21 protein-coding genes, 1 tRNA gene and 1 pseudogene are annotated in these 24,655 nt (G+C 69.0%); 7 read left to right on the top strand and 16 right to left on the bottom strand.

What is annotated here, in order from left to right; genetic code table 11:
- The first annotated feature begins 28 nt into the window (after positions 1–28).
- The 3 genes and pseudogenes from ACZ5WE_RS05480 to ACZ5WE_RS05470 all read left to right on the top strand — a co-directional run.
- A complete protein-coding gene (locus ACZ5WE_RS05480; RefSeq protein WP_467687269.1) occupies positions 29–718 on the top strand; it encodes a response regulator transcription factor in 690 nt (229 codons plus the stop codon).
- Complete coding sequence (locus ACZ5WE_RS05475) at positions 715–2,100, top strand: sensor histidine kinase (protein ID WP_467687271.1); 1,386 nt, start codon at positions 715–717, stop codon at positions 2,098–2,100. The genes ACZ5WE_RS05480 and ACZ5WE_RS05475 overlap by 4 nt, the downstream gene beginning before the upstream one ends.
- Before the next feature lie 320 nt (positions 2,101–2,420).
- Positions 2,421–3,353: pseudogene (locus ACZ5WE_RS05470) on the top strand (chitinase); the annotation flags it as partial.
- An 88-nt stretch (positions 3,354–3,441) separates the two neighbouring features.
- On the opposite strand, the gene ACZ5WE_RS05465 reads toward ACZ5WE_RS05470, so the two are convergent.
- The 4 genes from ACZ5WE_RS05465 to ACZ5WE_RS05450 all read right to left on the bottom strand — a co-directional run bounded on the left by ACZ5WE_RS05465 (position 3,442) and on the right by ACZ5WE_RS05450 (position 8,215).
- Positions 3,442–4,863 carry a GH1 family beta-glucosidase gene (locus tag ACZ5WE_RS05465; protein ID WP_467687273.1) on the bottom strand — a complete coding sequence of 474 codons (1,422 nt, stop codon included), beginning with the start codon at positions 4,861–4,863 and terminating at the stop codon, positions 3,442–3,444.
- Between the two features lie 114 nt (positions 4,864–4,977).
- Positions 4,978–5,895 (bottom strand): carbohydrate ABC transporter permease, encoded by a 918-nt coding sequence (locus ACZ5WE_RS05460; protein WP_467687275.1) that lies wholly within the window; start codon positions 5,893–5,895, stop codon positions 4,978–4,980.
- The gene (locus ACZ5WE_RS05455) at positions 5,892–6,896 is read right to left on the bottom strand and encodes a carbohydrate ABC transporter permease (RefSeq protein ID WP_467687277.1); all 1,005 of its coding nucleotides are present in this window, start codon (positions 6,894–6,896) and stop codon (positions 5,892–5,894) included. The genes ACZ5WE_RS05460 and ACZ5WE_RS05455 overlap by 4 nt, the downstream gene beginning before the upstream one ends.
- 5 nt (positions 6,897–6,901) lie before the next feature.
- A complete protein-coding gene (locus ACZ5WE_RS05450) occupies positions 6,902–8,215 on the bottom strand; it encodes an ABC transporter substrate-binding protein (RefSeq protein ID WP_467687279.1) in 1,314 nt (437 codons plus the stop codon).
- Positions 8,216–8,548: 333 nt separating this feature from the next.
- Here ACZ5WE_RS05450 and ACZ5WE_RS05445 point away from each other — a divergent pair, with 333 nt between their 5' ends.
- A complete protein-coding gene (locus ACZ5WE_RS05445; protein WP_467687280.1) occupies positions 8,549–9,604 on the top strand; it encodes a LacI family DNA-binding transcriptional regulator in 1,056 nt (351 codons plus the stop codon).
- 198 nt (positions 9,605–9,802) lie between these two features.
- Here the strand turns inward: ACZ5WE_RS05445 and ACZ5WE_RS05440 are convergent, their stop codons facing one another.
- The gene (locus tag ACZ5WE_RS05440) at positions 9,803–10,075 is read right to left on the bottom strand and encodes a hypothetical protein (RefSeq protein WP_467687282.1); all 273 of its coding nucleotides are present in this window, start codon (positions 10,073–10,075) and stop codon (positions 9,803–9,805) included.
- Positions 10,076–10,257: 182 nt separating this feature from the next.
- Between ACZ5WE_RS05440 and ACZ5WE_RS05435 the strand changes: the two genes are divergently transcribed.
- On the top strand, positions 10,258–10,506 hold the full coding sequence (locus tag ACZ5WE_RS05435) for an SCO4226 family nickel-binding protein (protein WP_467687283.1): 249 nt from the start codon (positions 10,258–10,260) through the stop codon (positions 10,504–10,506).
- A 61-nt stretch (positions 10,507–10,567) separates the two neighbouring features.
- Here the strand turns inward: ACZ5WE_RS05435 and ACZ5WE_RS05430 are convergent.
- From ACZ5WE_RS05430 to ACZ5WE_RS05415, 4 genes are all read right to left on the bottom strand, one after another.
- Positions 10,568–10,640 (bottom strand) — tRNA-His (locus tag ACZ5WE_RS05430).
- Positions 10,641–10,751: 111 nt separating this feature from the next.
- Positions 10,752–11,354 (bottom strand): oligoribonuclease, encoded by a 603-nt coding sequence (gene orn / locus ACZ5WE_RS05425; RefSeq protein ID WP_467687285.1) that lies wholly within the window; start codon positions 11,352–11,354, stop codon positions 10,752–10,754.
- A gap of 10 nt (positions 11,355–11,364) precedes the next feature.
- The gene (locus ACZ5WE_RS05420; protein WP_467687287.1) at positions 11,365–12,600 is read right to left on the bottom strand and encodes a GlxA family transcriptional regulator; all 1,236 of its coding nucleotides are present in this window, start codon (positions 12,598–12,600) and stop codon (positions 11,365–11,367) included.
- A 441-nt stretch (positions 12,601–13,041) separates the two neighbouring features.
- A complete protein-coding gene (locus ACZ5WE_RS05415) occupies positions 13,042–13,455 on the bottom strand; it encodes a hypothetical protein (protein ID WP_467687871.1) in 414 nt (137 codons plus the stop codon).
- Positions 13,456–13,876: 421 nt separating this feature from the next.
- On the opposite strand from ACZ5WE_RS05415, the gene ACZ5WE_RS05410 reads away from it, so the two are divergent.
- Positions 13,877–14,401, top strand: a complete 525-nt coding sequence (locus ACZ5WE_RS05410) for a universal stress protein (protein ID WP_135333169.1) — start codon at positions 13,877–13,879, stop codon at positions 14,399–14,401.
- A 281-nt stretch (positions 14,402–14,682) separates the two neighbouring features.
- On the opposite strand, the gene glmS is transcribed toward ACZ5WE_RS05410, so the two are convergent.
- The 3 genes from glmS to ACZ5WE_RS05395 all read right to left on the bottom strand — a co-directional run bounded on the left by glmS (position 14,683) and on the right by ACZ5WE_RS05395 (position 17,777).
- Positions 14,683–16,500: a glutamine--fructose-6-phosphate transaminase (isomerizing) gene (gene glmS / locus ACZ5WE_RS05405; protein ID WP_467687289.1), complete on the bottom strand. Its 1,818-nt coding sequence runs from the start codon at positions 16,498–16,500 to the stop codon at positions 14,683–14,685.
- Between the two features lie 10 nt (positions 16,501–16,510).
- On the bottom strand, positions 16,511–16,768 hold the full coding sequence (locus tag ACZ5WE_RS05400; RefSeq protein ID WP_467687291.1) for a hypothetical protein: 258 nt from the start codon (positions 16,766–16,768) through the stop codon (positions 16,511–16,513).
- A gap of 121 nt (positions 16,769–16,889) precedes the next feature.
- Positions 16,890–17,777 (bottom strand): DUF4429 domain-containing protein, encoded by an 888-nt coding sequence (locus ACZ5WE_RS05395; protein WP_467687293.1) that lies wholly within the window; start codon positions 17,775–17,777, stop codon positions 16,890–16,892.
- A gap of 129 nt (positions 17,778–17,906) precedes the next feature.
- Here ACZ5WE_RS05395 and ACZ5WE_RS05390 point away from each other — a divergent pair, with 129 nt between their 5' ends.
- Positions 17,907–19,529, top strand: coding sequence for a beta-N-acetylhexosaminidase (locus ACZ5WE_RS05390; protein WP_467687295.1), 1,623 nt, complete (start codon positions 17,907–17,909; stop codon positions 19,527–19,529).
- Between the two features lie 69 nt (positions 19,530–19,598).
- Here ACZ5WE_RS05390 and ACZ5WE_RS05385 read toward each other — a convergent pair whose 3' ends face one another.
- From ACZ5WE_RS05385 to ACZ5WE_RS05370, 4 genes are read right to left on the bottom strand one after another with little or no spacing between them, the layout of a single operon-like run.
- Positions 19,599–21,365: an IucA/IucC family protein gene (locus tag ACZ5WE_RS05385; RefSeq protein ID WP_467687297.1), complete on the bottom strand. Its 1,767-nt coding sequence runs from the start codon at positions 21,363–21,365 to the stop codon at positions 19,599–19,601.
- Positions 21,362–21,913 (bottom strand): GNAT family N-acetyltransferase, encoded by a 552-nt coding sequence (locus ACZ5WE_RS05380; RefSeq protein ID WP_467687299.1) that lies wholly within the window; start codon positions 21,911–21,913, stop codon positions 21,362–21,364. The genes ACZ5WE_RS05385 and ACZ5WE_RS05380 overlap by 4 nt, the downstream gene beginning before the upstream one ends.
- A complete protein-coding gene (locus tag ACZ5WE_RS05375) occupies positions 21,910–23,184 on the bottom strand; it encodes a lysine N(6)-hydroxylase/L-ornithine N(5)-oxygenase family protein (RefSeq protein WP_467687301.1) in 1,275 nt (424 codons plus the stop codon). Before ACZ5WE_RS05375 ends, ACZ5WE_RS05380 begins: the two co-directional genes overlap by 4 nt.
- Positions 23,168–24,616: a pyridoxal phosphate-dependent decarboxylase family protein gene (locus ACZ5WE_RS05370; RefSeq protein ID WP_467687303.1), complete on the bottom strand. Its 1,449-nt coding sequence runs from the start codon at positions 24,614–24,616 to the stop codon at positions 23,168–23,170. The genes ACZ5WE_RS05375 and ACZ5WE_RS05370 overlap by 17 nt, the downstream gene beginning before the upstream one ends.
- Between the last annotated feature and the right edge of the window lie 39 nt (positions 24,617–24,655).

Genomic DNA, 24,655 nt, shown 5'->3' with positions numbered 1-24,655 from the left:
GTCACTCATATGGCGTACGGTGCCGCCCATGGCAAGTGTGCTCGTCGTCGAGGATGACCAGTTCGTACGCTCCGCTCTCATCCGGCATCTGACCGAGGCATCGCACACCGTGCGCAGCGTCGGCACCGCCCTTGAGGCGTTGCGCGAGGTGGCTCATTTCCAGTTCGACGTGGTGATTCTGGACCTCGGTCTGCCCGATCTGGATGGTTCCGAGGCGCTGAAGATGCTGCGCGGGATCACCGACGTCCCCGTGATCATCGCCACCGCGCGTGACGACGAGACGGAGATCGTCAGGCTCCTGAACGACGGCGCCGACGACTACCTGACCAAGCCGTTCTCCGTCGAGCACCTCTCGGCCCGGATGGCCGCCGTCCTGCGCCGCTCGCGCGTCACGGCGGGCGAGGCCCCGCCGAGCAGGGAGATACGGGTCGGCGGGCTCACCATCGACCCGCTGCGCCGCCAGGCGGATCTGGACGGGGCGACGCTCGATCTGACCCGGCGCGAGTTCGACCTGCTTGCCTTTCTCGCCGGGCGGCCCGGTGTCGTCGTACCCCGTAAGGAGTTGCTCGCCGAGGTGTGGCAGCAGAGTTACGGGGACGACCAGACCATCGACGTACATCTGTCGTGGCTGCGGCGGAAGTTGGGCGAAACGGCTGCCCGGCCGCGCTATCTGCACACGCTGCGGGGTGTCGGCGTCAAGCTGGAGCCACCGCTGTGAGGTGGGCACTCGTCAAGGTGTGCCTGGCCGTCACGACGATGGTCGTGGTCGCCTTCGCGGTGCCGCTCGGCCTGGTCATCCAGGAGATGGCGCGCGACCGTGCCTTCTCGAACGCCGAGCGGCACGCGGCCGGCATGGGTCCCACGCTCTCCATCACCACCGACCGCGATCAGCTGACCCGGGCCGTCGCCACCTCCGAGGCGGGCGGTGAGGGCCGCATGGCCGTCTACGTGCCGCCCATCGACAAGGCGCCCGCCCTGGAGATCGGCGACCGGCGGGCGGACGCGCACGCGGTGGAGACCACGCGCAAGGAGGGCCGGGCCCGGACGGCGACCGTCGAGGGAGGCTTCGCGCTGCTCCAGCCGACGGCGCTGAGCTCCGGGCAGATCGCCGTGGTCGAGATCTTCGTGCCCGAGGGTGCGGTCAGCAACGGCGTGACCACGGCGTGGCTGGTGCTCGCGGGCGTCGGCGTCGCGCTGATCATCGGGTCCGTGGCGGTGGCGGACCGTCTTGGCGTACGCATGGTGCAGCCCGCCAAGCGGCTCGTGGGCGCGGCGCAGTCGCTCGGGGAGGGAAAGCTGGGTTCGAGGGTCCAGGAGGAGGGCCCCACGGAACTGCGCCTGGCCGCGGTGGCGTTCAATTCAATGGCCGACCAGGTGGTGCAACTCCTGGCGAACGAGCGGGAGTTGGCGGCGGACCTGTCGCACCGCCTGCGCACCCCGCTGACGGTCCTTCGGCTCAACGCGGCCTCGCTGGGTGACGGCCCGGCAGCCGAGCAGACCCGTATCGCGGTGGAGAAGCTGGAGCGCGAGGTCGACACGATCATCCGCACCGCCCGCGACGCCAAGCCGCAGACGGCCGCGGTCGGCCCCGGCGTGGGCTGTGACGCCTCCGAGGTGATCCAGGACCGCATGGCCTTCTGGTCGGCGCTCGCGGAGGACGAGGGGCGCGAGGTGCGGGTCGCGGGGGTGGAGCGGCCGGTGTGGATCCCGGTGGCACGTCCCGAACTGGTCGCCTCCCTGGACGCGTTGCTCGGCAACGTCTTCCGGCACACGCGGGAGGGGGCCGCGTTCGCGGTGGACGTGCACAGCGGCGAGGACGCGGTGATCGTCCTCGTCTCGGACGCGGGGGCGGGGATCGCCGATCCCGAGGCCGCGTTGGCGCGGGGCGCGGGGTCGGGGGCCGATGGCTCGACGGGGCTCGGCCTGGACATCGTGCGGCAGCTCGCGGAGTCCACCGGTGGCGATGTCCGCGTCGGGCGGTCCGTGCTCGGCGGGACCGAGGTCCGCATCTGGATCCAGCTGGACGGCAGGCGTCCGGTGCCGGGGGCCAGGGGGCACCGAGGCTCGGTACGCCGCCGGAGGCGAGCCACTACGGGGTAAGAGGCGGGTGGCTGGGGAAACCCCGCGCGGAGCGCGGAAAGCACTCCACGACTCGCACCCGGGAGCGAAACATAACCACCCCCGATCGCTCCCTTAAGCCCACCCTAAGATCCAGTGCAGAGACCCGATTGCCCGCTATGTCGCGCCGCCGCGGGGCTAAGTTGCTGCACGCACCCCCACCCCCGCACAGCTAAGGTAGGCACGCGATGAGCAGCACGCATCGGCGCACGGTGAGCACCAAGTCCAAGGTCATAGGCGGGCTCGTGGCCGCCGGCCTCGTCGGCGGCGGCGCTTTCCTCTTCTCCGGGACGGCCCTCGCGACCAAGGCCCCCGCGGAGAAGGCTCCCGCCAAGGCAGCCGCCGGGGCCAAGTTCGCCCCGTTCGTGGACACTTCGCTCGCCCCCGCGTACGACCTCGTCGACACCGCCACCAAGACCGGCGTGAAGGAGTTCACCCTCGCCTTCATCACCTCCGGCGGCAGCTGCGAGCCCCTCTGGGGCGGCACCACCGGGCTCGACGACGACAAGGTCGCCTCGCAGATCGATGCCCTGCGGGCCAAGGGCGGCGACGTACGCGTGTCCTTCGGCGGCGCGGCGGGCTCCGAGCTCGGCCTCAAGTGCAACAGCGCCGACGAGCTCGCGAAGGCGTACGGCAAGGTCGTCGACAAGTACAAGCTGACGAAGGTCGACTTCGACATCGAGGGCGCCGCGCTGCCCGACACCGCCGCCAACACCCGCCGCGCGCAGGCCATCGCGCAGCTGCAGAAGGACCACGAGGGCCTGGACGTCTCGTTCACGCTGCCCGTCATGCCCGAGGGTCTGACCCAGCCTGGCGTCGACCTCGTCGCCGACGCCAAGAAGAACGGCGTGAAGGTCTCGGCCGTCAACATCATGGCGATGGACTACGGCCCGTCCTACAGCGGCGACATGGGCAAGTACGCCATCGACGCGGCGACCGCCACGCAGAAGCAGATCAAGGGAGCCCTCGACCTGTCCGACGAGGCCGCCTGGAAGGCCGTCGCGGTCACCCCGATGATCGGCGTCAACGACGTCACCACCGAGGTCTTCAAGGTCGACGACGCCACCGAGCTGGTGAAGTTCGCCGAGGAGAAGGGGCTCGGCTGGCTGGCCATGTGGTCCTCGACGCGCGACAAGGCCTGCGAGGGCGGCGCCAACAACGGTGCACAGCCCACCTGTTCGTCGATCGAGCAGGAGCCGCTCGCCTTCACGAAGGCGTTCGCCGCCTACAAGTAGGCCCGCAGGAACAAGTCCCAGTAACTGCCACCCCCCCCAACGGCGCCTCGACCGGCATCCCCCCACCCGGTCGGGGCGCCACTCATGCTCAGGCCTTGCTTGACTCGCGCGGCAGCTCACCGCCGGCCGCGACGCCCGCGTACCAGTGGGCGCTGGACTTGGGGGTGCGGGCCTGCGTGTCGTAGTCGACGTACACCGCGCCGAAGCGCTTGCTGTAGCCGTAGGACCATTCGAAGTTGTCCATCAGGGACCAGAGGTAGTAGCCGCGGACATCGGCGCCGTCCGTGATGGCCCGGCGGACGGCCGCCAAGTGGCCGTGCAGGTAGGCGATGCGCTCCGGGTCGTGGACGCGGCCTTCCGGGTCGGGCTTGTCGTCGTAGGCCGCGCCGTTCTCGGTGACGTACAGCGGCAGGCCCGGCGCCTCACGGGTGTAGCGCATGATCAGCTCGTGCAGGCCCGTCGGGTCGATGGTCCAGCCCATCTCGGTGCGGTCGCCCGGCGTCTGGTGGAAGGCCACGTCGTCGGAGCCGGGCCACGGGGAGTGGTCGCTGGCGCCGTGCCCGTCGTTGCGTGCGTTCGCGGGGTCGTTCCGCGCGGCCGAGACCAGCGCGGGCGTGTAGTAGTTCAGGCCGAGCGCGTCCAGCGGCTGATGTGCGGCGGCCGGGTCGCCGTCGTGCACGAAGGACCAGTCGGTGATCCGGGCCGTGTCGGTGAGCAGGTCCGCGGGGTAGGCGCCGTGCAGCATCGGGCCGTGGAAGACGCCGTTGGCGAGGTTGTCGATGCGGCGGCGGGCGTCCTGGTCCTCGGGGCTGTCGGAAACCGCCCTGACCACCGAGGAGTTGAGGCTCACCGCCACCCGTGCGCGGGCCGGCAAGGCGGCGCGCAGCGCCTGGGTGCCGAGGCCGTGCGCGAGGTTGAGGTGGTGCGCGGCCTGCAGCGCGGCCGCCGGGTCGGTGCGGCCGGGGGCGTGCACACCGGAGCCGTAGCCGAGGAAGGCGCTGCACCACGGCTCGTTGAGCGTGATCCACGACTCGACGCGGTCACCGAGCGCCTCGGCGACGAAACCCGCGTACTCGGCGAATCGCTGGGCGGTCTCCCGCGCCGGCCAGCCGCCCGCGTCCTCCAACTCCTGCGGCAGATCCCAGTGGTAGAGGGTCAGGGCGGGCTTGATGCCCTTGCCGAGGAGCTCGTCGACGAGCCGCCGGTAGAAGTCGAGACCGCGCTGGACGGCGGGGCCGCGCCCGGTGGGCTGCACCCGCGACCAGGAGACGGAGAACCGGTAGGCGTTCAGGCCCAGGTCCGCCATGAGCGCCACGTCGTCGCGGTAGCGGTGGTAGTGCTCGACGGCCACGTCGCCCGTGTCACCGCCGGCCGTCCGGCCCGGCGTGTGGCTGAAGGTGTCCCAGATGGAGGGGGTGCGACCGTCTTCACGTACGGCGCCCTCGATCTGGTAGGCGGACGTGGCGGCACCCCAGAGGAAATCGGCCGGAAAGGAGAGGGGTTCAGGCATGGAAGCGCTCCCATGGGAGTGGGGAAGAGGACAGGGGAGGAGAGAAGCGGGGTGCCGGGGCCGAGGTGGCGGTCCGGCCCTGGCACCCGGGAGTGCGGCGGGCGGGGGAGTGCCTCAGCCCTTGACGGCGCCCTGCATGATGCCGCTCACGATCTGCTTGCCGAAGAGGATGAACGCCAGGAGCAGCGGCAGCGTGCCGAGCAGGGCGCCCGCCATGATCACCGCCCGGTCCGGGATGTAGCCCGTACCGAGGGAGTTGAGCGCCACCTGCACGGTGGGGTTGGACTGGTTCAGCGCGATGATCGGCCACAGGAAGTCGTTCCAGGCCATCACGAACGTCAGCAGGCCGAGTACCGCCATCGCGGGCCGCGCGGCGGGGAACACCACGTGCCAGATGATCCGCAGACTGCTCGCGCCGTCCATCCGCGCCGCCTCGATGAGCTCGCTCGGCAGCGCCTGCAGCAGGTACTGCCGCATGAAGAACACCCCGAAGGCGCTCACGAACGTCGGCAGGATCACCGCCTGGAGCTGGTTGGTCCACTGCAGGTCGGCGACCCACAGATAGAGCGGTACGACACTCAGCTGCGGCGGCACCATCATCGTGCCGATGGTCAGCAGGAGCAGCAGACCGCTGAACCTGAACTTCAGCTTGGCGAAGGCGAATCCGGCGATCGTGGAGAACAGGACGGTGCCGATGGTGATGGTGCCCGCCACGATCGTGGTGTTCAGCATCGCGTCGCCGAGGCTCGCCTCGGTCCAGGCACGCTCCAGGTTCTTGAAGAGGTTCCCGCCGAACCACAGGGGCGGCGGTGTCTGGGCGAGCCGCCCGCTCGTACGGGACGCCGCGATCGCCGTCCAGATCAACGGGGCCAGCGAGACGGCAGTGAACAGCGCGAGGACCAGGTAGGTCACGGGTCCGGCGTGCATCGTGCGCCCGGCCTTCAGGCCCAGAGGACGCCCGGCCCTGGGCGCGGGAGGACCGGCCTCGGGAGCGGGACGCCGGGCCTCGGGGGCCATGGTGCCGGACTTCATTGGGCCTTCCTCAGACGTCGGGCGATCAGCAGATTGACCGCGGCGATGAGCAGCAGGATCACGAGCATCAGCCAGGCGACGGCCGAGGCCCGGCCCAGATGGCCGTTGATCCAGCCCTGGTCGTACAGATAGAGACCGAGCGTCTGGAACTGGTGGTCGGCGCCGCCCTTGGACCCGGCCGTGCCGCCGAACAGCAGCGGCTCACCGAAGAGCTGGGTCGCCCCGATGGTCGAGACGACCACCGTGAACAGGATCGTCGGCCGCAGCATCGGGATGGTCACGTGCCGGAACTGCTGCCAGCGCGAGGCGCCATCGAGCGCTGCCGACTCGTACAGGTCGTGGGGCACGGCCTGCATCGCCGCCAGATAGATCAGCGCGTTGTAGCCGGTCCACCGCCAGATGACGATCGAGGACACCGCGAACTGCGAACCCCACGACGACTCGCGCCAGTTGACGGGGTCGACGCCCACGGACCCGATGATCCAGTTCACCATTCCGCCGTCCCACGCGAAAAGCAGCGTGAAGACCAGCGAGGCACTGGCCACCGACGTGGCGTACGGAGCGAGCATCGCCACGCGCCACAGAGTGGAGCCGCGCAGCTTGTAGTTGAGCAGATGCGCGATGCCGAGCGCGACGGCGAGCTGGGGGACGGTGGAGATGACGCCGATGGTGAAGGTGTTGCCGAGCGCGTTCCAGAAGTAGTCGCTCTGCAGCAGGTTGGTGTAGTTCTCCAGGCCGATCCAGGTGCTGCCGTCGAGGTTGGTCAGCGACAGGCGGTGCAGCGACGCCCAGCCCGTGTACAGCAGCGGGAAAAGACCGAAGGCACCGAAGAAGAGGAAGAAGGGGGCGACGAAGACGTACGGCGACGCCTTTATGTCCCAGCGGTACAGGCGGCTGCGCCACGAGGACGTGGGGGAGGCTTCGCGCCTCCCGGACGCGGCCGGGGCCGCGTCCCCCTCACCGGGGGACGCGGTCTCGGCGTACTCAGCGGTCTCGGACATGCGCGTCACTGTCCCAGAACATCCTTGATCTCCTTCTGCGCGGCTTCCCAGCCCTGCGCCGGAGACTTGCCCTGTTGCTCCACCTGGAGCACACCGATGTCCGTGATGGACTGGCCGATCTGGGCGTCCTTGAGGCCGTAGACGGCCGAGGGGGTGTTCTTCGCGATGTCGGCGAAGATCTCCGTGATGGGCGCGTCGTTGAAGTACGCCTTGGTCGCGGGCGAGGGCTTCAGCGTGTCGTACGCCGACGGGGTGGAGGGGAAGCTGGCCTGCTTGGCGAAGACCTTCGCGAGCTGCTCGGGCTGGGTCAGCCAGACGGCGAGCTCGGTCGCCTCCTTCTTGTGCTTGCCCGCGCTCGGCACGCCGAGGAACGTGCCGCCCCAGTTGCCGTCGGTGGGCGCCTTGGCCATGTCCCACTGGCCCTTGCCCTCGGCGCCGCCCTTCTCCTGGATGTAACCGGCCATCCAGGCCGGGCAGGCCACGGTGGCGAACTTGGCGTTGGCGAAGCCCTGGTCCCACGTCGGGTCGAACTGCTTGAGCTTGGAGGACATGTCGCCCTTCGCGACCTTCATCGCCGCGTCCCAGGCGTCCTTGCGGCCCTGGCTGTCCTCGTAGATCTCCTTGCCGCCCTTGTCGTAGTACCGCTCCTTCGCGCCGGCGAAGACGGCGTTGTAGACGCTGGAGGCGGAGTCGACGAACTTGGTGTCGTCGGGGGCCTTGTCCATGTACTTCTCGCCGAGCGCGACGTACTTGTCCCAGTCGCCGGCCCACTCCTTGGCGAGCTCCTCGCGGTCGGTGGGCAGTCCGGCCTTCTTGAAGAGGTCCTTGCGATAACACAGCGCGGTGGGGCCGATGTCGACGCCGAGGCCGACCGTCTTGCCGTCCTCGGTCGTGGCCTGCTTCCACTTCCAGTCGAGATACGTGGACTTGTCCACGCCCTCGGCCTTGCCCAGGTCCTCGAACTTGGCGCCCTGGGTCTGCACGACCTCGGTGATGTTGCTGACTTCGATGGCGGCGACGTCGTTGACACCCGCGCCGGACTGGAGCTGGGTGAGGAGCTTCGGGTAGTAGGCGTCGTTCCGCTCGATGACGTTCTCTTTGATCTTGATGTTCGGGTGCGACTTCTCGTACTCGTCGTAGAGACCGGCCTGCTTCAGGCCCAGCACACCGAACGTGCCCACATTGAGCGTGACCTTGCCGTCACCGCCCTCGGAGCTGGTGTCGTCGTCGCTGGAACAACCGGCCAGCAGGCTGCCGGCCAGTGCGGTCACGGCCGCGAAGGCCACCAGCCGACCGGGTCGGCGGGAACTCGTGCGCATTGCGTCCTCCTGTTGCCTGACGTGCCGACCCCCCGGCCAACTGCACTTCTTGCCCCGTTGCTTGACTCTTCGGCTCGGGCGGGGAACGTGCGGGATGTGTACGTGTCAGGTAGTGTGGGAGCGCTCCCACACGTGATGAGTTGAAGAGTCGTGGCTGGGGGCGGGGGTGTCAAGGGACCGGACAGAGACATAAGTCTTCAGTTATCGGGCTGTTACGAGGGCGCTCGTGCCGTCACGTGCGCGCTCCCGCGTTCGGCCCATCGGACCGTTGAAGATCGGGCTGTTACATTCCTCTACATTCCTCGCCCGGGGGATCGCGACGGGAGGCGGACAATGCCAGCGCACGGACCACGCGGCCGCAGTGGCGGGCGACCGACACTGGAGGAGGTCGCCGCGAGGGCGGGAGTGGGCCGCGGGACGGTCTCCCGGGTGATCAACGGCTCGCCGCGGGTGAGCCAGGCGACCAGGACGGCCGTCGAGGCCGCCGTCGCGGAGCTCGGTTACGTGCCGAACACCGCGGCCCGCGCCCTCGCCGCCAACCGCACCGACGCCATCGCCCTGGTCGTGCCCGAGCCCGAGACCCGCTTCTTCGCCGAGCCGTACTTCTCCGACGTCCTGCGCGGGGTCGGGGCGGAGCTCAGCGAGACGGAGATGCAGCTCCTGCTGATCTTCGCCGGGAACGACCGCAGGCGGCAGCGCCTCGCCCAGTACCTCGCGGCCCACCGCGTGGACGGCGTCCTCCTGGTCTCCGTCCACGCCGACGACCCGCTGCCGGACCTCCTGGCCCAGTTGGAGATCCCGGCGGTGATCAGCGGCCGCCGCTCGGCCGACGAGGCGCTGCCCTCGGTCGACTCCGACAACTTCGCCGGCGCGCACTCGGCGGTGGAGCACCTCCTGGCGCGCGGCCGCACGCGTATAGCCACCATCACCGGCCGCCTGGACGTCTACGGCGCCCAGCGCCGCCTGGACGGCTACCGCGCCGCGCTGTCGGACGCGGGCCGCCCGGTGGACGACCGGCTGATCGCGCCGGGCGACTTCACGGAGCAGGGCGGCCGGCGGGCGATGACGGAGCTGCTCGCGGCCTGCCCCGAGGTGGACGCGGTGTTCGCGGGCTCCGACGTGATGGCGGCAGGAGCCCGCCAGGTCCTGCGCGAGGCCGGGCGCCGGATACCCGACGACGTGGCGCTCGTCGGCTTCGACGACTCGGCGATCGCCCGCCACATGGACCCGCCGCTGACTAGCGTGCGCCAGCCCATCGAGGAGATGGGCCGGGCGATGATCGATCTCCTGCTCGCCGAGATCGCGGACGACCGCCCGGCGTCCGCCCGCCGCCTGGAGCACCGCCAACTGGTTCTGCCGACGGAACTGGTGGAGCGGGCCTCGTCCTGAGCGGCAGGCGGATCGAGGGGCGGGCCGCCGACGCGGGAGGCAACCGACGGCCCTTGCGCCCCGGGGTCCCGTGCCGACACGGGCCACACGAAGCGCCACACGCACTGTGCACCGGCCCCGCGCGGGCGGGAAGGGTGCGCGCGGGGCAGACATGAGCCCGCCTTTCGCGCCCCGTGTGAGAACGCGCCCGCCGAACCGTCAGTCCCGCTCCCACGATCCGACGCGACCGCGCAGGGCGTGTACACCGGTGATGGTCGCCCCCAGCCAGAAGCAGGCCCCGGCCACCGCGATCCGCGGCGGCGCACCGAGCACCAGACCGAGACAGCACACGACGGCACCGACGGCGACACCGGAGGCGATGGACGCCGTGTCCCGCCACGGAGGCGTGACGGGCCGGCCCGCGAAGGCCATGACGCCTATGGACAGGAGCACCATCAGGGCTCCGCTGTAGATGAGCCACGTGCTGCTCAAAGAACGTTCTCCACTCGTGCGTACGGTGTTGCCGATGCTGCCTCTGCCCCCATTTTGGTGGGTATCGGTCGCCGACATCGCATCCGGGGTCGTACAGGCGCAGGATGGAGACAGTGGGGCTGACAAGCGGCCTTGGCAGCTCTGAACGCCCGAACACACATGCCGGAAGGGGGTGCGACGCCATGTCCCAGTTCATGGACGTCCACCACGGGATGAAGGACATCACGGCCGACCAGCTGAAGCAGGCTCACCAGGCGGACCTCGCCATCGAGAAGGACGAAGGCGTGCACTTCAAGAAGGCCTGGGCGGACCCGGAGTCCGGCACGGTCTACTGCCTCTCCGATGCGCCCTCGGCCGACGCGGTCCAACGCATCCACGAGCGCGCCGGCCACCGCGCCGACGAGGTGCACCCCGTGCCCCTGACCATCTGAACCACGTCCGGGCACGAAGAAGACCCGGCCTGCTCTCGCAGACCGGGCCTTGATCAACCAGGGTGAGTGACGGGACTTGAACCCGCGGCCACCTGGACCACAACCAGGTGCTCTACCAACTGAGCTACACCCACCATGTCCGGTCGTTCTGTGTTCTTCCGACCGGCCGAGAAAAAGTGTACAGGGTCCGAAGGGGTGCTCGCGCACGCGTTTTCCGGACCCCGTACAGGAGGGTTCCGCGGAGGCTACTCCGCAGGCAGCACGTACTTGGCCGCGATCGTTTTCGCGGTGTCCGAGTCCGGTCCGGGCTGCGGCACGAAGACCGCCTCGCGGTAGTAGCGCAGCTCGGCGATGGACTCGCGGATGTCCGCGAGTGCCCGGTGGTTGCCCTTCTTGTCCGGGCTGTTGAAGTAGGCCCGGGGGTACCACCGCCGGGCCAGTTCCTTGATCGAGGAGACGTCGACGATGCGGTAGTGGAGAAACTCCTCCAGCGTCCGCATGTCGCGCAGCAGGAAGCCCCGGTCGGTACCGACCGAGTTCCCGCAGAGCGGAGCCTTGCGGGGCTCCTTGACGTGCTCACGTACGTAAGCCAGGACCTGCTCCTCGGCGTCGGCCAGCGTCGTGCCCGATGCCAGTTCGTCGAGGAGCCCCGAGGCGGTGTGCATTTTGCGCACCACCTCGGGCATGGTCTCCAGCGCCGCGTCCGGCGGGCGGATCACGATGTCCACACCTTCGCCGAGCACGTTCAGTTCCGAGTCGGTGACCAGTGCGGCCACCTCGATAAGTGCGTCATCCGTCAGCGAGAGCCCGGTCATCTCGCAGTCGATCCACACCATGCGATCGTTCATGCGTCTTACCCTACGGCGCGCTCCTCTGGCCGGGCAGTGGCGGACGTCCTGGCGCGTACACATCCGAGCTCGGCTTCCCCGGGTCCGCGGACAGCGAAGCCGAGGGGCCGATGGCGCTCGCGGCCGCCGTACGCCGTGTCTGCGAGGGGACGGGTCCGCCCTCCGCGTGCACCGTCGCCGCGGTGGGCACGGGCGGCGCGGATTCCAGCAACGCCCGCTCACCCCCCTGCGGCCTGCGGGCGCGGTAAGCGGCCCGGTAGGCGGCGGGCGACGAGCCCAGCTGACGGCGGAAGTGGCCGCGCAGGGCCACGGGCGAGCGGAAGCCGCAGCGGCCCGCGACCTCGTCGACGGAGTAGTCGGAGGTCTCGAGCAGCCGCTGTGCCTGCAGTACGCGCTGAGTGATCAACCACTGCAGGGGAGCGCTCCCGGTGAGCGAGCGGAATCTGCGGTCGAAGGTGCGCCTGCTCATGTACGCGCGCGCGGCCAGCGTCTCCACGTCGAACTGCTCGTGGAGATGCTCCAGGGCCCAGGCGACGACCTCGGCGAGCGGGTCGGCGCCGATCTCCTCAGGTAAAGACCTGTCGAGATAGCGCTCCTGGCCGCCGGCCCGGCGCGGAGGCACGACGAGCCTGCGGGCGAGCGCGCCCGCAGCTTCGTTGCCGTGGTCCGTGCGCACGATGTGCAGGCACAGATCAATTCCGGCCGCGGTCCCCGCGCTGGTCAGTACGTCCCCGTCATCGACGAAGAGCTCCCGCGGGTCCACATGGACGGACGGATACCGCTTGGCCAGCGTCGGTGCGTACATCCAGTGTGTCGTCGCCGGACGGCCGTCGAGCAGACCGGCCGCGGCGAGTACGAACGCACCGGTGCACAGCCCCACGATGCGGGCGCCCTCCTCGTGCGCGCGGCGCAGCGCGTCGAGGGCCTCCGGCGGTGGCGGCGATGTGATCGACCGCCAGGCCGGCACCACGACGGTGCCCGCGCGCCCTATCGCCTCCAGGCCATGTGGCGCGGTGAGTTCGAGCCCCCCGGTCGTACGCAGCGGCCCCTCTTCACCGGCGCAGACCAGCAGCCGGTAGCGGGGGACCCCGGCGTCCTGCCGGTCGATCCCGAAGACGGAGAGCGGTATGGAACTCTCGAAGATGGGGCCACCGCTGAACAGCAGCACCGCGACAATCTCCCTGCGGCGGCGTCCGGAAAGCTTCCGCGACGCGGCTTCTTGCACGGCAGTGGAGTCGTGGCTCATGGTGCTAAGCCCCCCTCGGTCGTCGCGGCTCCCTGTTCTTGGCGTTCTTGGCGTGCTCTGGTTTCTCTGCGTTCTCGGCGCTCTTGGCGTTCCCGTCGGACCTGTCGCTCCTGCACGTTTCCCCTCGGTCCTCCACCAGTCCCCCGCCGTAATACAGTCATGATCGAATCTACTGTGTCCCGTGCTGCCGGGGTGACCAGTTAAGGACCCGGCACTATGTCGACATGGCAACTTGGCGTGAAGCAGTCGATCACGAAGCGTTGCACTCACGGGCGTTGCTGGGAAGTGCGCCTCGGCTCCGTGGCCGGTCCCCGTAGGGTTCAGGCGCCTTCCGCATGCCTTTCAGCCCTGGTGGGACCGGGGTTGAGTACCCCTTCGGCCAAGGAATGCATGGCCATAGGAAGTTGGCTGAAAAGATACGGGTGAGTGCGCGCGAATCGGTCAGTCCCCCGGCGTGGACCCACCAGCATGCCGACCGCCCCTGTGCGCCCCCGCGCCCGTCCGGCCGTGCCGCCCCCGGCGCTCGTGGCTCTGCTCCTCGACCAGCCGCGCCGCCCCCCGCTCGGACTGCCGCAGCAGCAGCCGGCAGACCCCTGTCACGGCCACGAGGCCGAGGGCCGAACCCGCGGCTCCCGCCAGCGAGGTCCCGTACCCCACGAGGACGACGGGAACCAGGACGCAGCTGAACGCGGCCCAGCGGACGACGTCGCTCGCGGAGTCCTGTCCGGGTGCGCGCGGCGTCTCCTCGGCCCGCGGCGACGGGACCCCGCCGCGCGAGCGCTCGCGCGCCCCTTCCGAAGGGCGTCGGTGGCCCTGCGTCGTGACGTGTGAGGTCGTCGTGACTTGTGAGGACACGGACTGCGGTCCAGGCACGGCGGGCTCCCTGTGGCGGTGGCGTATCCACGTTCAACGCGTGGTCGCGCGGCCGGTCACTGGCGTGAACCTTGTGGCCGATGCCGGCCCACGCGGGTGGGTGCCCAAACCGCCTGTACGAGGCAGCAACCATTGCCATACGGGCGCGGCTCATGCATGCTCCGGTGAGCGCCGTGAGGCTCCCGCAGGGCCGGAAGCAAGCTCTGGGCAGGAGAGGAGTGTCGCCGTACCCTTGGGGGTATGGGGTTGGGAAGATGATTCCCGGACACAGCTCCGGTGGTCGCCGCTCCTCCTCGTCCCTGCCCGATGCACCTGCCCGATCCTGTCCGTTCTGTTCCATACTGCGCCGTACGACCCGAACAAAGTCGACCCTCCCACAGAGGACTCCTTCGCCGAGACACCCATGGCCGGTCACGAATTCTCCGAACCAGCGGACCGCAAGCGGCAGGTCGCCGATCCCACAGCGACCCCCCAGGCGGCGGAAGAACCACGTCATTCCTGCGATCCGGCCTTCCGGCACGGGGTCGTCGTCGGTTTCGACGGCTCGACCTCGAGTGAACGCGCTCTCTCGTACGCGATCGGGATGGCTCATCGCTCCGGCTCCGGCCTGATCATCGTGCATGTCGCCAACCGGCTCCCCACCACGGTGTGGGCGGGCTGCGAGCCCCCGGTCTTCGTCGACGTGCCGGATCACCGCACGGAGGTGCTCGGCCTCGAACTGGCCTGTGCGGACTATCTCGCCGAGGTGCCGTGGATCCTGGTCGAGCGTGGCGGCGACATCTGCCACGAACTCGAAGAGGTCGGCCGGGAGTACTCGGCGGACGCGATCGTCGTCGGCTCGACGCACGGAATCGTGGGGCGCATCTTCGGCTCGGTCGCGGGCCGGCTCGCGCGCCGTGCGCAACGCCCCGTCGTGGTCATTCCGTAACACCCCTTCGCCCCAGGTGGGGTGAGGGTGGCGATGCGTCAACTTCCTTCGTGTGTAGATAAATCTACTCGTGCGTACAGGTGGGTTGTGTCCTTGTGAAGGGTACGTACAGGGGGCGCGACCTCCTGCCGACCGGGGCGTGACGGCCACCGGCCGAGGCAGGCGCGGGTCGGGGGAATGGGCGCCCCTGGCCCCTGAAGAACGACCCCTCGCACGCTTGGTGGCACGCGCGAGGGGTCGTTCATGTAGCGGGCACTACCCGACCCGCCGTCCAGCGGGAACTACTCGACTGTGACCGACTTCGCCAGGTTGCGCGGCTTGTCGATGTCGCGGCCAAGGGCCAACGCCGTGTGGTAGGCGAGGAGTTGCAGCGGGATGCCCATCAGGATCGGGTCGAGCTCGTTCTCGTTCTTCGGGACGAGGATCGTCTGGTCGGCCTTCTCCTGCTCCTGGTGCGCGACCGCGAGGATCTTGCCGCTGCGGGCCTTGATCTCCTCCAGGGCGGCGCGGTTCTTCTCCAGGAGGTCGTCGTCCGGGACGATCGCGACCGTCGGGAGCGCGGGCTCGATGAGCGCGAGCGGGCCGTGCTTGAGCTCGGAGGCGGGGTAGGCCTCGGCGTGGATGTACGAGACCTCCTTGAGCTTCAGGGAGGCCTCGCGGGCGACGGGGTAGCCGCGTACACGCCCGATGAAGAGCATCGAGCGGGCCTCCGCGTAGCTCTTCGCGATCTTCTTGATCTCGTCCTCCTGCTTGAGGATCTCCGAGATCTGTCCGGGCAGCTTGCGCAGGCCCTCGATGATCCGCTTGCCGTCGGAGACCGACAGGTCACGGATGCGGCCCAGGTGCAGGGCGAGCAGGCCGAAGGCGACCGTGGTGTTGGTGAAGCACTTGGTGGAGACGACGCAGACCTCCGGGCCCGCGTGGACGTACACGCCCGCGTCGGCCTCACGGGCGATCGCGGAGCCGACGACGTTCACCACGCCGAGGACGCGGGCGCCCTTGCGCTTCAGCTCCTGGACGGCGGCAAGGACGTCGTACGTCTCACCGGACTGGGAGACCGCGATGTAGAGGGTGTCGGGGTCCACGACCGCGTTGCGGTAGCGGAACTCGGACGCCGGCTCCGCGTCCGCGGGGATGCGGGCCAGCTCCTCGATCATCTGGGCGCCGATCATGCCCGCGTGGTACGAGGTGCCGCAGCCGAGGATCTTGACGCGGCGCACCTTGCGGGCGTCGTGCGCGTCGAGGTTCAGGCCGCCGAGGTGCACGGTGGAGAAGCGGTCGTCGATGCGGCCGCGCAGGACGCGGTCCACGGCGTCGGGCTGCTCGAAGATCTCCTTGTGCATGTACGTGTCGTGGCCGCCCATGTCGTACGACTCGGCCTCCCACTCCACGGTGGTCGGCGAGGCGGTCGTGCGCGAGCCCTCGGTCGTGTACGTGCGGTAGTCGTCGGCCTTGATGGTGGCCATCTCGCCGTCGTCGAGGGTGACGACCTGGCGGGTGTGCGAGACGAGCGCGGCGACGTCCGAGGCGACGAACATCTCCTTCTCGCCGATGCCGAGGACCACGGGGGAGCCGTTGCGGGCGACGACGATGCGGTCGTTGAAGTCGGCGTGCAGGACGGCGATGCCGTACGTGCCCTCGACGTGCCGCAGGGCCTCGCGGACCTTGTCCTCCAGCTTGTCGGCCTGGGCGCGGGCGATGAGGTGGGTGAGGACCTCGGTGTCCGTCTCGGAGAGGAACTCCACGCCGTCGGCGCTGAGCTTGGCGCGCAGCTCGGACGCGTTGTCGATGATGCCGTTGTGGACGACGGCGACCTTGTTGTCGCCCGACATGTGCGGGTGGGCGTTCTCGTCGGACGGGGCGCCGTGGGTGGCCCAGCGGGTGTGGGCGATGCCGGTGGTGCCCTTGAAGCGGGCGGGCACCTTCGCCTCGAGGTCGCGGACGCGGCCCTTCGCCTTGACCATCTTCAGGCCGGTGGCCTTGGGGCTGGTGATGACGACGCCCGCGGAGTCGTAGCCGCGGTACTCCAGGCGCTGGAGGCCTTCGAGGAGCAGCGGGGCGACGTCACGCTTGCCGATATAACCGACGATTCCACACATAGAGGGTGTCCTAGCCGTAGATGATGCGGCGCAGCTGCCGGAGGGTGAGCTCGGGCGGCGCGACCGCGCGGTACTGGAGATCCGCCGAGATCTGTTCGAAGATCGCCGCGTTCAGCAGGCCCTGACCTTGCAGTTCGCGGTGGCGGCGACGGACGAATGCTTCGGTCGTCTCGTCGAAGTAGGCGAGCACGTCCTGGATGACCCGCAGGGCTTCACCCCGCTGGAGCGGGGTGCTGCGGGTCAGGTGATCCACCAGGTCGTCGTGCATTCGTTGATCCTGGAGGAAGAGCCCTCTGGGTGCAACAATCCTGCCCGGTATCGGGCAGGGTCGTGGCGAAAAGCAGCCCCGATGCGGGGTGATCGGGTGGGTGGGAGGGAAGGTTCTTGGCTCACAGCCGCTTCAGGACCGCTTGTTTGGCCGTGGTGAACTCCGCCTCCGTGAGTATCCCGGCCTGGTGCAGCTCCCCCAGCTCGCGCAAGCGCCGCAGCAACGCGTCATGGTTGTCCTCCGCGGGCGCAGGCGCGGGCACGGCAGCCGCAGCCAGGGCGGGCGGAGCCTCCGAGGGCTCCGCCAAAGCCGCCGGATGAGGCAACCGCACCTGCACAGCGGCAGCGATCAGCGCCATCAGGGGGTCCTTCTTGAAACCCCACAGCTCGACCGAGTTCGGGTCGTACTTCGGCGGGGCCTTGGTGGGGGCGTGCCGGACGGTGAAGCGCAGGTAGCCGTTCTCCAGGCCCACTGCGGGCTGCCACTCCACCGCCGCGACATCGGCGAGAGCCAGCGACCGTGTACCGGCCGCCGACTTCGCCTCCTCCGTCTTCCAGTTCCACTCCAGGCGGATGTGCTCCCCGTCGAAGCTCGCCGTGCCGTCGCCCGCCGACACCGACAGCGGCACGGAGGGGCCCGGCAGGAGATAGCTGTCGCAGGAAGCGGCGGGCACCTGCTCGATGAGCAGCGCGTTGCGCACCTCGTCGACGACGTACTCCGCGACCCCGTAGCGGTCCGACTCCACGGCGAGCTGATACGGATCCGCCGTGTCCCCGAGTTTGCCGCCCGCCGCCTGCAGCAACGGATCCGCGCCGTCCCGCAGTCGCAGTCTCAGCCGCCCCGACTTCTTGCCCTGTTCGAAGGCGATGCCCGCCAAGGCGCCCAGCGGCACGGTCAGTTCTCCGAGCGACTTACGCAGCAGTGACACGTTCTTGTCGCGTCCTGGCACAAGGCGCAGCGTCTCTCCGTCGAAGGTCCAGGTCCCGTCGCGCTGGATGATTTCCGCCATGGGAGGATTCTTCCATCGGAGGGCGGCGGAAGTGGTCTACACCCTTGACCCGCCACGGGGCGCAAGGTACCCATGGTGACCGTTCGATTGCGATGCACCACAGTGATGGCCCGTCGAAGGGACCCGCTCGTGAGACAGCACCACAGATCGACCCGCCTGTTCGGCTCGTTGCTGCTCGTCGCCGCGGCCGGATTCTCCTCCGTGGCCGCCGCGCCCGGCGGTGACGGCGGTGCGAAGGGGGAAGCCGCGGCCACCACGCCGACCCCGCTCGGCCAGGTCATCCCGGCTCCCGCGTCCGCCGACCCGGGCGGCTCCCCGTACGAGATCAACTCCAAGACCCGCATCCGGGTCGACGGCTCACGGGACGGGAAGAGGATCGGCGGTTATCTCGCCGGGGTCCTGCGTCCCTCCACCGGCTACCCCCTCAAGGTCACCGACGACGAGGGGCGCGACGGCATCCGGCTGCGGCTGAACTCCAAGGACAAGTCCCTGGGCAGCGAGGGCTACCGCCTGGAGTCGAAGCGCGGTGCCCTCACCATCACGGCCCGCAAGTCCGCCGGACTCTTCTACGGAGTCCAGACGCTGCGGCAGCAACTGCCCGCCGCCGCCGAGCGGGAGACCAAACAGAAGGGCCCCTGGCTGGTCGCCGGCGGCACCATCGAGGACTCGCCCCGTTACGAGCACCGCGGCGCGATGCTCGACGTGTCGCGGCACTTCTTCTCGGTCGACAAGGTCAAGCGCTACATCGACCAGATGTCGCTCTACAAGGTCAACAAGCTGCACCTGCACCTGAGCGACGACCAGGGCTGGCGCATCGCCATCGACTCCTGGCCCAGGCTCGCGACGTACGGCGGCTCCACGCAGGTCGGCGGCGGCGAGGGCGGCTACTACACGAAGGCCCAGTACAAGGACATCGTCCAGTACGCGGCATCGCGGCAGCTGGAAGTGATCCCCGAGATCGACATGCCGGGTCACACGAACGCCGCGCTCGCCTCGTACGCCGAGCTGAACTGCGACGGTGTCGCGCCCCCGCTCTACACCGGCACCGAGGTCGGCTTCAGCTCGCTGTGCGTCAAGAAGGACGTGACGTACGACTTCGTGGACGACGTCATCCGCGAGATCGCGGCCCTGACACCGGGCAAGTACATCCACATCGGCGGCGACGAGGCGCACTCCACCAGCCACGAGGACTATGTGGAGTTCATGAACAAGGTGCAGCCCGTGGTCGCCAAGTACGGCAAGACCGTGATCGGCTGGCACCAGCTGACCGGTGCCACGCCCGCCAAGGGCGCCCTCGCACAGTACTGGGGCTATGACGCCACCAGCGCCGCCGAGCGCGAGCAGGTCGTGAACGCGGCGAAGAAGGGCACCAAGCTGGTCCTCTCGCCCGCCGACCGGTCCTACCTCGACATGAAGTACGACAAGGACACCCCGCTCGGCCTGTCCTGGGCGGGCTACGTCTCGGTGCAGCGCAGCTACGACTGGGATCCGGGGACGTATCTGAAGGGTGCGCCCGCGGACTCGATCAAGGGTGTCGAGGCGGAGCTGTGGTCGGAGACGCTCTCGACCTCCGCGCACATCGAGTACATGGCGTTCCCGCGGCTGCCCGGCATCGCAGAGCTCGGCTGGTCGCCCGCCTCGACGCACGACTGGGACACGTACAAGGAGCGGCTCGCCGAACAGGGGCCGCGCTGGGACGCGCTCGGTATCGGCTACTACAAGTCGCCCGAGGTGCCCTGGCCCGGCAAGTAATCGCGCGGGCACATGAGAGTGGGCTCCCGGGGACCGTCCCGGGAGCCCACTCGGCTTGTCAGGGTGTGCCTACGCGATCGGGTTCCTCAACGTCCCGACCAGCTGCAGCGCCCCCGCGGGATCGGCGAGGTCCACCATCTGTTCGTTGTCCCGCAGCTGGAGCCGGTTCAGGCAGGACCGGGCGAACTCGGGGGCGAACATGTCGTACTGCTTGAACTTGTCGGCCAGTTGGGGCGTGGCCTCCTGGTACGTCGTCACGCACTCGGCGACGGCGCCCCAGAACGTCTCCTCGTCCACCAGGCCCTCGGTGACGAGGTTCGCGGACAGGAAGCGCAGGAAGCAGTCGAAGACGTCCGTGAAGATGGACAGGAGCTTCTGGTCGTCGGGGACCTCGACCCGCAGGCGCTCCACCGCCGGCGGGAGCACCGCGTCCGGGTCCATGACCGCGATCTCCTCGGCGATGTCCTTGAAGATCGCCCGCTGTACGACGCCGTCCTTCAGGACCAGGATGACGTTCTCGCCGTGCGGCATGTAGACGAGGTCGTACATGTAGAAGCTGTGCAGGAGCGGCGTCAGGTAGGCGTGCAGATAGCCGCGCAGCCACTCGGCGGGGGTGAGGCCGGAGCGCTCGATGAGAGCGCCCGCGAAGGACGCGCCCTCCGGGTCCGTGTGCAACAGCGAGGCCATGGTGGCCAGTTGCTCCCCCTCGGCCAGGGAGGGGACGGGGCTCTCGCGCCACAGGGCCGCGAGCATTTTGCGGTACGGGGAGTAGCGGTCGGTCGCGGCCTCGTACTCCAGGTGGCGATAGCCGACGGCCGCGCGCTCGCGGATGATCGTCAGGCCGGTCGACTTGAGGGTCTCGTCGGTGTCGATGAGGTTCGCGAGCCAGTCGTTGATCGCCGGGGTCGCCTCCATGTACGCGGCCGAAAGGCCGCGCATGAAGCCCATGTTGATGACCGAGAGCGCCGTTTTGACGTAGTGCTTGGCCGGGTCGCTCCGGTTGAAGAAGGTGCGGATCGACTGCTGGGCGAGGTACTCGTCGTCGCCCTCGCCCAGGCACACCAGGTGCCGCTGGGCGACCTCCGCAGCGAAGGTCACGGAGAGCTTGTTCCACCACTGCCAGGGGTGGGCCGGGATCAGGAGGTAGTCCTCGGGGTCCAGGCCCTGGTCGCGGAGTTTGCGGTCGAAGCGGTCCAGGGTCTCCTGGCCGAGCTCGGCCCGCAGGAACGACTCGTAGTCGATGCCCGCGCCCGCGGTGAACGCGGCCCGCTTCTTGCTCGCGGCCAGCCACACGAGCCGTACGGGGCTCGCGGTCTCGGGGGCGTACGAGAGGTACTCGTGGACGCCGAAGCCGAGCCGGCCGTTGTTGGCGACGAAGCAGGGGTGGCCCTCGGTCATGCCGGTCTCGATCTCCTGGAAGCCGGAGCGGGAGAGCTCGGCGGCCGGGATCGCGGGCTTGGTGAGTTTGTAGCAGGTGCCGGAGAGCGTGGAGGAGATCTCCTCCAGGTAGACCGGCAGGATCTCGTCGCTCAGGCCGAGGGCCGTGCGCAGCTCGATGAAGAAGTCGAGGGCGTTGAGCGGGAGTTCGGTGCCGTCGCGGTGCCGCGAGATGGAGTCGGCGTCGACCTGCCAGTGGTCGAGCCGCAGCCGCTTGGCGGTGAAGCGGTAGCGGGTCAGGGCGTCGTCGCTGCGGATGACGTATTTGTCGTCGCCCAGGGGCTCGGGTGTGAAGAGTCGCTCGTGCGAGAACTCGGCGATGGCTTTGCGGATGAGGAGGCGGTTGGCCTGCTCCCAGCGCTCGGGGGAGAGGTGCGCCGTTGCGTCGGACAGGGTCATATCGCCGTTTCCCTTTCGCGTACTGCTTCTTCGAACTGTTCGCGGGTGCAGAAGCTCAGGAGAGCTTTCTTCTCCGGCTTCTGGATGACCTCGGACGCCCGGAAGCCGACGGCTTCGTTGAGGGCGTGCACGGCCACGTTGCCGATGTCGGGCTCGACCACTACGCGTCGGACCGCCGGGTCGGCGAAGAGCGTCTCCATGACCTTGGTGATCACGTCACGGGTGAAGCCGGGGACACGGACGTCGGACGGCGCGGTGAGGAAGTGCATGCCCACGTCGCCGGGCTCGGGTTCGTAGAGCCCGACGAGCTCGACGTGTCTGGGGTCGTAGCGCTCCATCAGGAAGGCGGGGACGCCTTTGTGCAGGCCGATGAACGCGTCGTGGTGCTCGTGGGCGGCGATCGCCATGTACTCGCGCTCGACGTCCGGCAGCGTCGCGTCCTGCATCATCCAGAACGAGGCCTTGGGGTGGGTGACCCAGCCGTGCAGGAGCTCGGCGTCCTTCAGAGGGTCGAGGGGGCGCAGGGTCAGCGCTGCTGTGGTGCTCATACGGCGAACTCCTGGTACGCGATGGACTTCTCGACGGGGTAGTACTCGGCGCCGAGCAGCTCACCGATGATGTACGCGTTGCGGTAGGGGCCCATGCCCAGGTCGGGGCTGGTCAGCGAGTGGGCGTGCACGGCGCCGTTCTGCAGGAAGATGCCGCGCCCTGTGGTGTCGATCGAGTAGTTGCGGGCGACCTGGAAGCGGCCGCGGCCGTCCCAGCAGAGCCTGCCGCGCACGGGCTCCAGGAAGTCGGGCGTGACGTACTGGTAGCCGGTGGCCAGGATCAGGCCCTCGGATTCCAGCTCGAAGTCCTTGCCCTGCTCGTACTGGTGGAGGCCGAGGGTGTAGGTGCCGTTGTCGTGACGGGCGCTCTGCAGCGAGGAGTTGGTGAGCAGCCGCGTCGGCACCGGGCCGCCGAGGTTCTTCTGGTAGAGCAGGTCGAAGATCTCGTTGATCAGGTCGCCGTCGATGCCCTTGAAGAGCGTCTTCTGCTGGTCCTGGAGGCGGTAGCGGGTCGCCTCCGGCAGGGCGTGGAAGTAGTCGACGTACTCCGGAGAGGTCATCTCCAGCGTCAGCTTGGTGTACTCCAGCGGGAAGAAACGCGGGGAGCGCGTGACCCAGTTGAGCTGGTAGCCGTGGACGTCGATCTCGCTCAGGAGGTCGTAGTAGATCTCGGCGGCGGACTGGCCGCTGCCGACGAGCGTGATCGACTTCTTCTTCTGGAGCTCCTGCTTGGACTGCAGATAGCGGGAGTTGTGGATGAAGTCCCCGCCGAGGTCCGCGCACGACTCGGGGATGTGCGGCGGGGTGCCGGTTCCGAGGACCAGGTGGCGGGCGCGGAAGGTGTCGCCGGTGCTGGTGTGGACGACGTAGAGATCATCCGCGTACGTCACCTCCGTCACCGTCGTGCTGAAGCGGACCGAGGAGAGCTTGGCGGCGGCCCAGCGGCAGTAGTCGTTGTACTCGGTGCGCAGCGGGTAGAAGTTCTCGCGGATGTAGAACGAGTACAACCGCCCCGCTTCCTTCAGGTAGTTGAGGAAGGAGTAGGGGGACGTCGGGTCCGCGAGGGTGACGAGGTCCGACATGAACGGGGTCTGGAGGTGAGCGCCCTCCAGGAACATGCCCGAGTGCCACTCGAAGTCCGGCTTGGACTCCAGGAAGAGGCCGTTCAGCTCGTCGATGGGTTCGGTCAGGCAGGCGAGGCCGAGGTTGAAGGGGCCGAGGCCGATACCGACGAAGTCCAGTGGTTCTCGGTCATCAGGAAGCGCGGTCAAGGGTCTCTCCCAGGTACTGCTCGGCGTGGCCGGCGATCAGATCGAGTACGGCCGTGATGTCGGCGACCGTGGTCTCGGGGTTGAGCAGGGTGAACTTGAGGTACTGGCGCTCGCCGACCTTGGTGCCCGCGACGACGGCGTCACCGGAGGCGAACAGGGCCTTGCGGGCGTACAGGTTGGCGCGGTCGATGGCGGACGGGTCGCAGATCGACTCGGGGATGTAGCGGAAGACGAGCGTGGAGAGCTGGGGCTCCACGACGACGTCGTAGCGGGGGTCGGCGGCGAGCAACTCCCAGCCCTCGCCCGCCAGGTCGCAGACGGAGTCGAAGAGCTCACCGATGGCGTCGGCGCCCATCACGCGCAGGGTCATCCACAGCTTCAGGGCGTCGAAGCGGCGCGTGGTCTGCAGGGACTTGTCGACCTGGTTGGGGATGCGCTCCTGCACCATGCGGCGCGGGTTGAGGTACTCCGCGTGGTACGTCGCATGGCTCAGCGTGGACCGGTCACGCACCAGGACGGCGGAGGAACTCACCGGCTGGAAGAAGGACTTGTGGTAGTCCACGGTCACGGAGTCGGCGCGCTCGATGCCGTCGATGAGGTGACGGTTCCTGCCCGAGGCGAGCAGCCCGCAGCCGTACGCCGCGTCGACGTGCATCCAGGTGCCGTACTGCTCGCAGAGTTCGGCGATCTCGGGGAGCGGGTCGATGGAGCCGAAGTCGGTGGTGCCGGCGGTGGCGACGACCGCCATGGGGGTGAGGTCGCTCGCGCGGCAGCGCTCCAGCTCGCGGGCGAGTGCCACGGTCTGCATGCGCTTGTTGTGATCGGTGGGGATCACGATCACGGCGTCCTCGCCCAGGCCGAGCAGTGTGGCGGCTTTCTGGATGCTGAAGTGGCCGACCTCGGAGGCGAAGATGCGCAGCTCGGTGGCCGGCTTTCCTGCCTTGGCGGCCTCCTCGCGGGCGAGCAGCATGGCCTGGAGGTTGGACTGCGAGCCGCCGCTCGTGAAGACGCCGTCGGCGGCCGGGCCGAGCCCGATGCGTTCGGCGGTCCAGTCGATGAGGCGGCGCTCGATCAGTGTGCCGCCCGCGGACTGATCCCAGGTGTCCAGGGAAGAGTTGATGGCGGACAGCACCGCCTCGCCGAGCACGGCCGGGATGACGACCGGGCAGTTGAGGTGCGCGAGGTAGCGGGGGTGGTGGAAGTACACGGCGTCGCGCAGGTAGAGCTCGTCGAGCTCGTCCAGGGCGGCGATGGTGTCGTGCAGGGGCTCGTCCAGGTCGACGGCCTCGATGCGGGGCGCGAGGTCGTCGACGGAGACGCCGGTAAAGGGGCGTGAGGTGGTGGCGATTCTGGCCGCCACCCGCTCGACTCCTTCGGTCACGGAACTGCGGTAACGCTCCGCGGTGGTGTCGTTGAGCAGGTGCGAGCGCATGAACTTCCTCTGGGTGAGGGGACTTGGGGGAAGTGAGGT

This window comes from Streptomyces sp. NPDC033180, from assembly GCF_055577645.1.
Note: the sequence above shows the minus strand (reverse complement) of the source record. Positions and strands in the feature narration are given on the sequence as shown.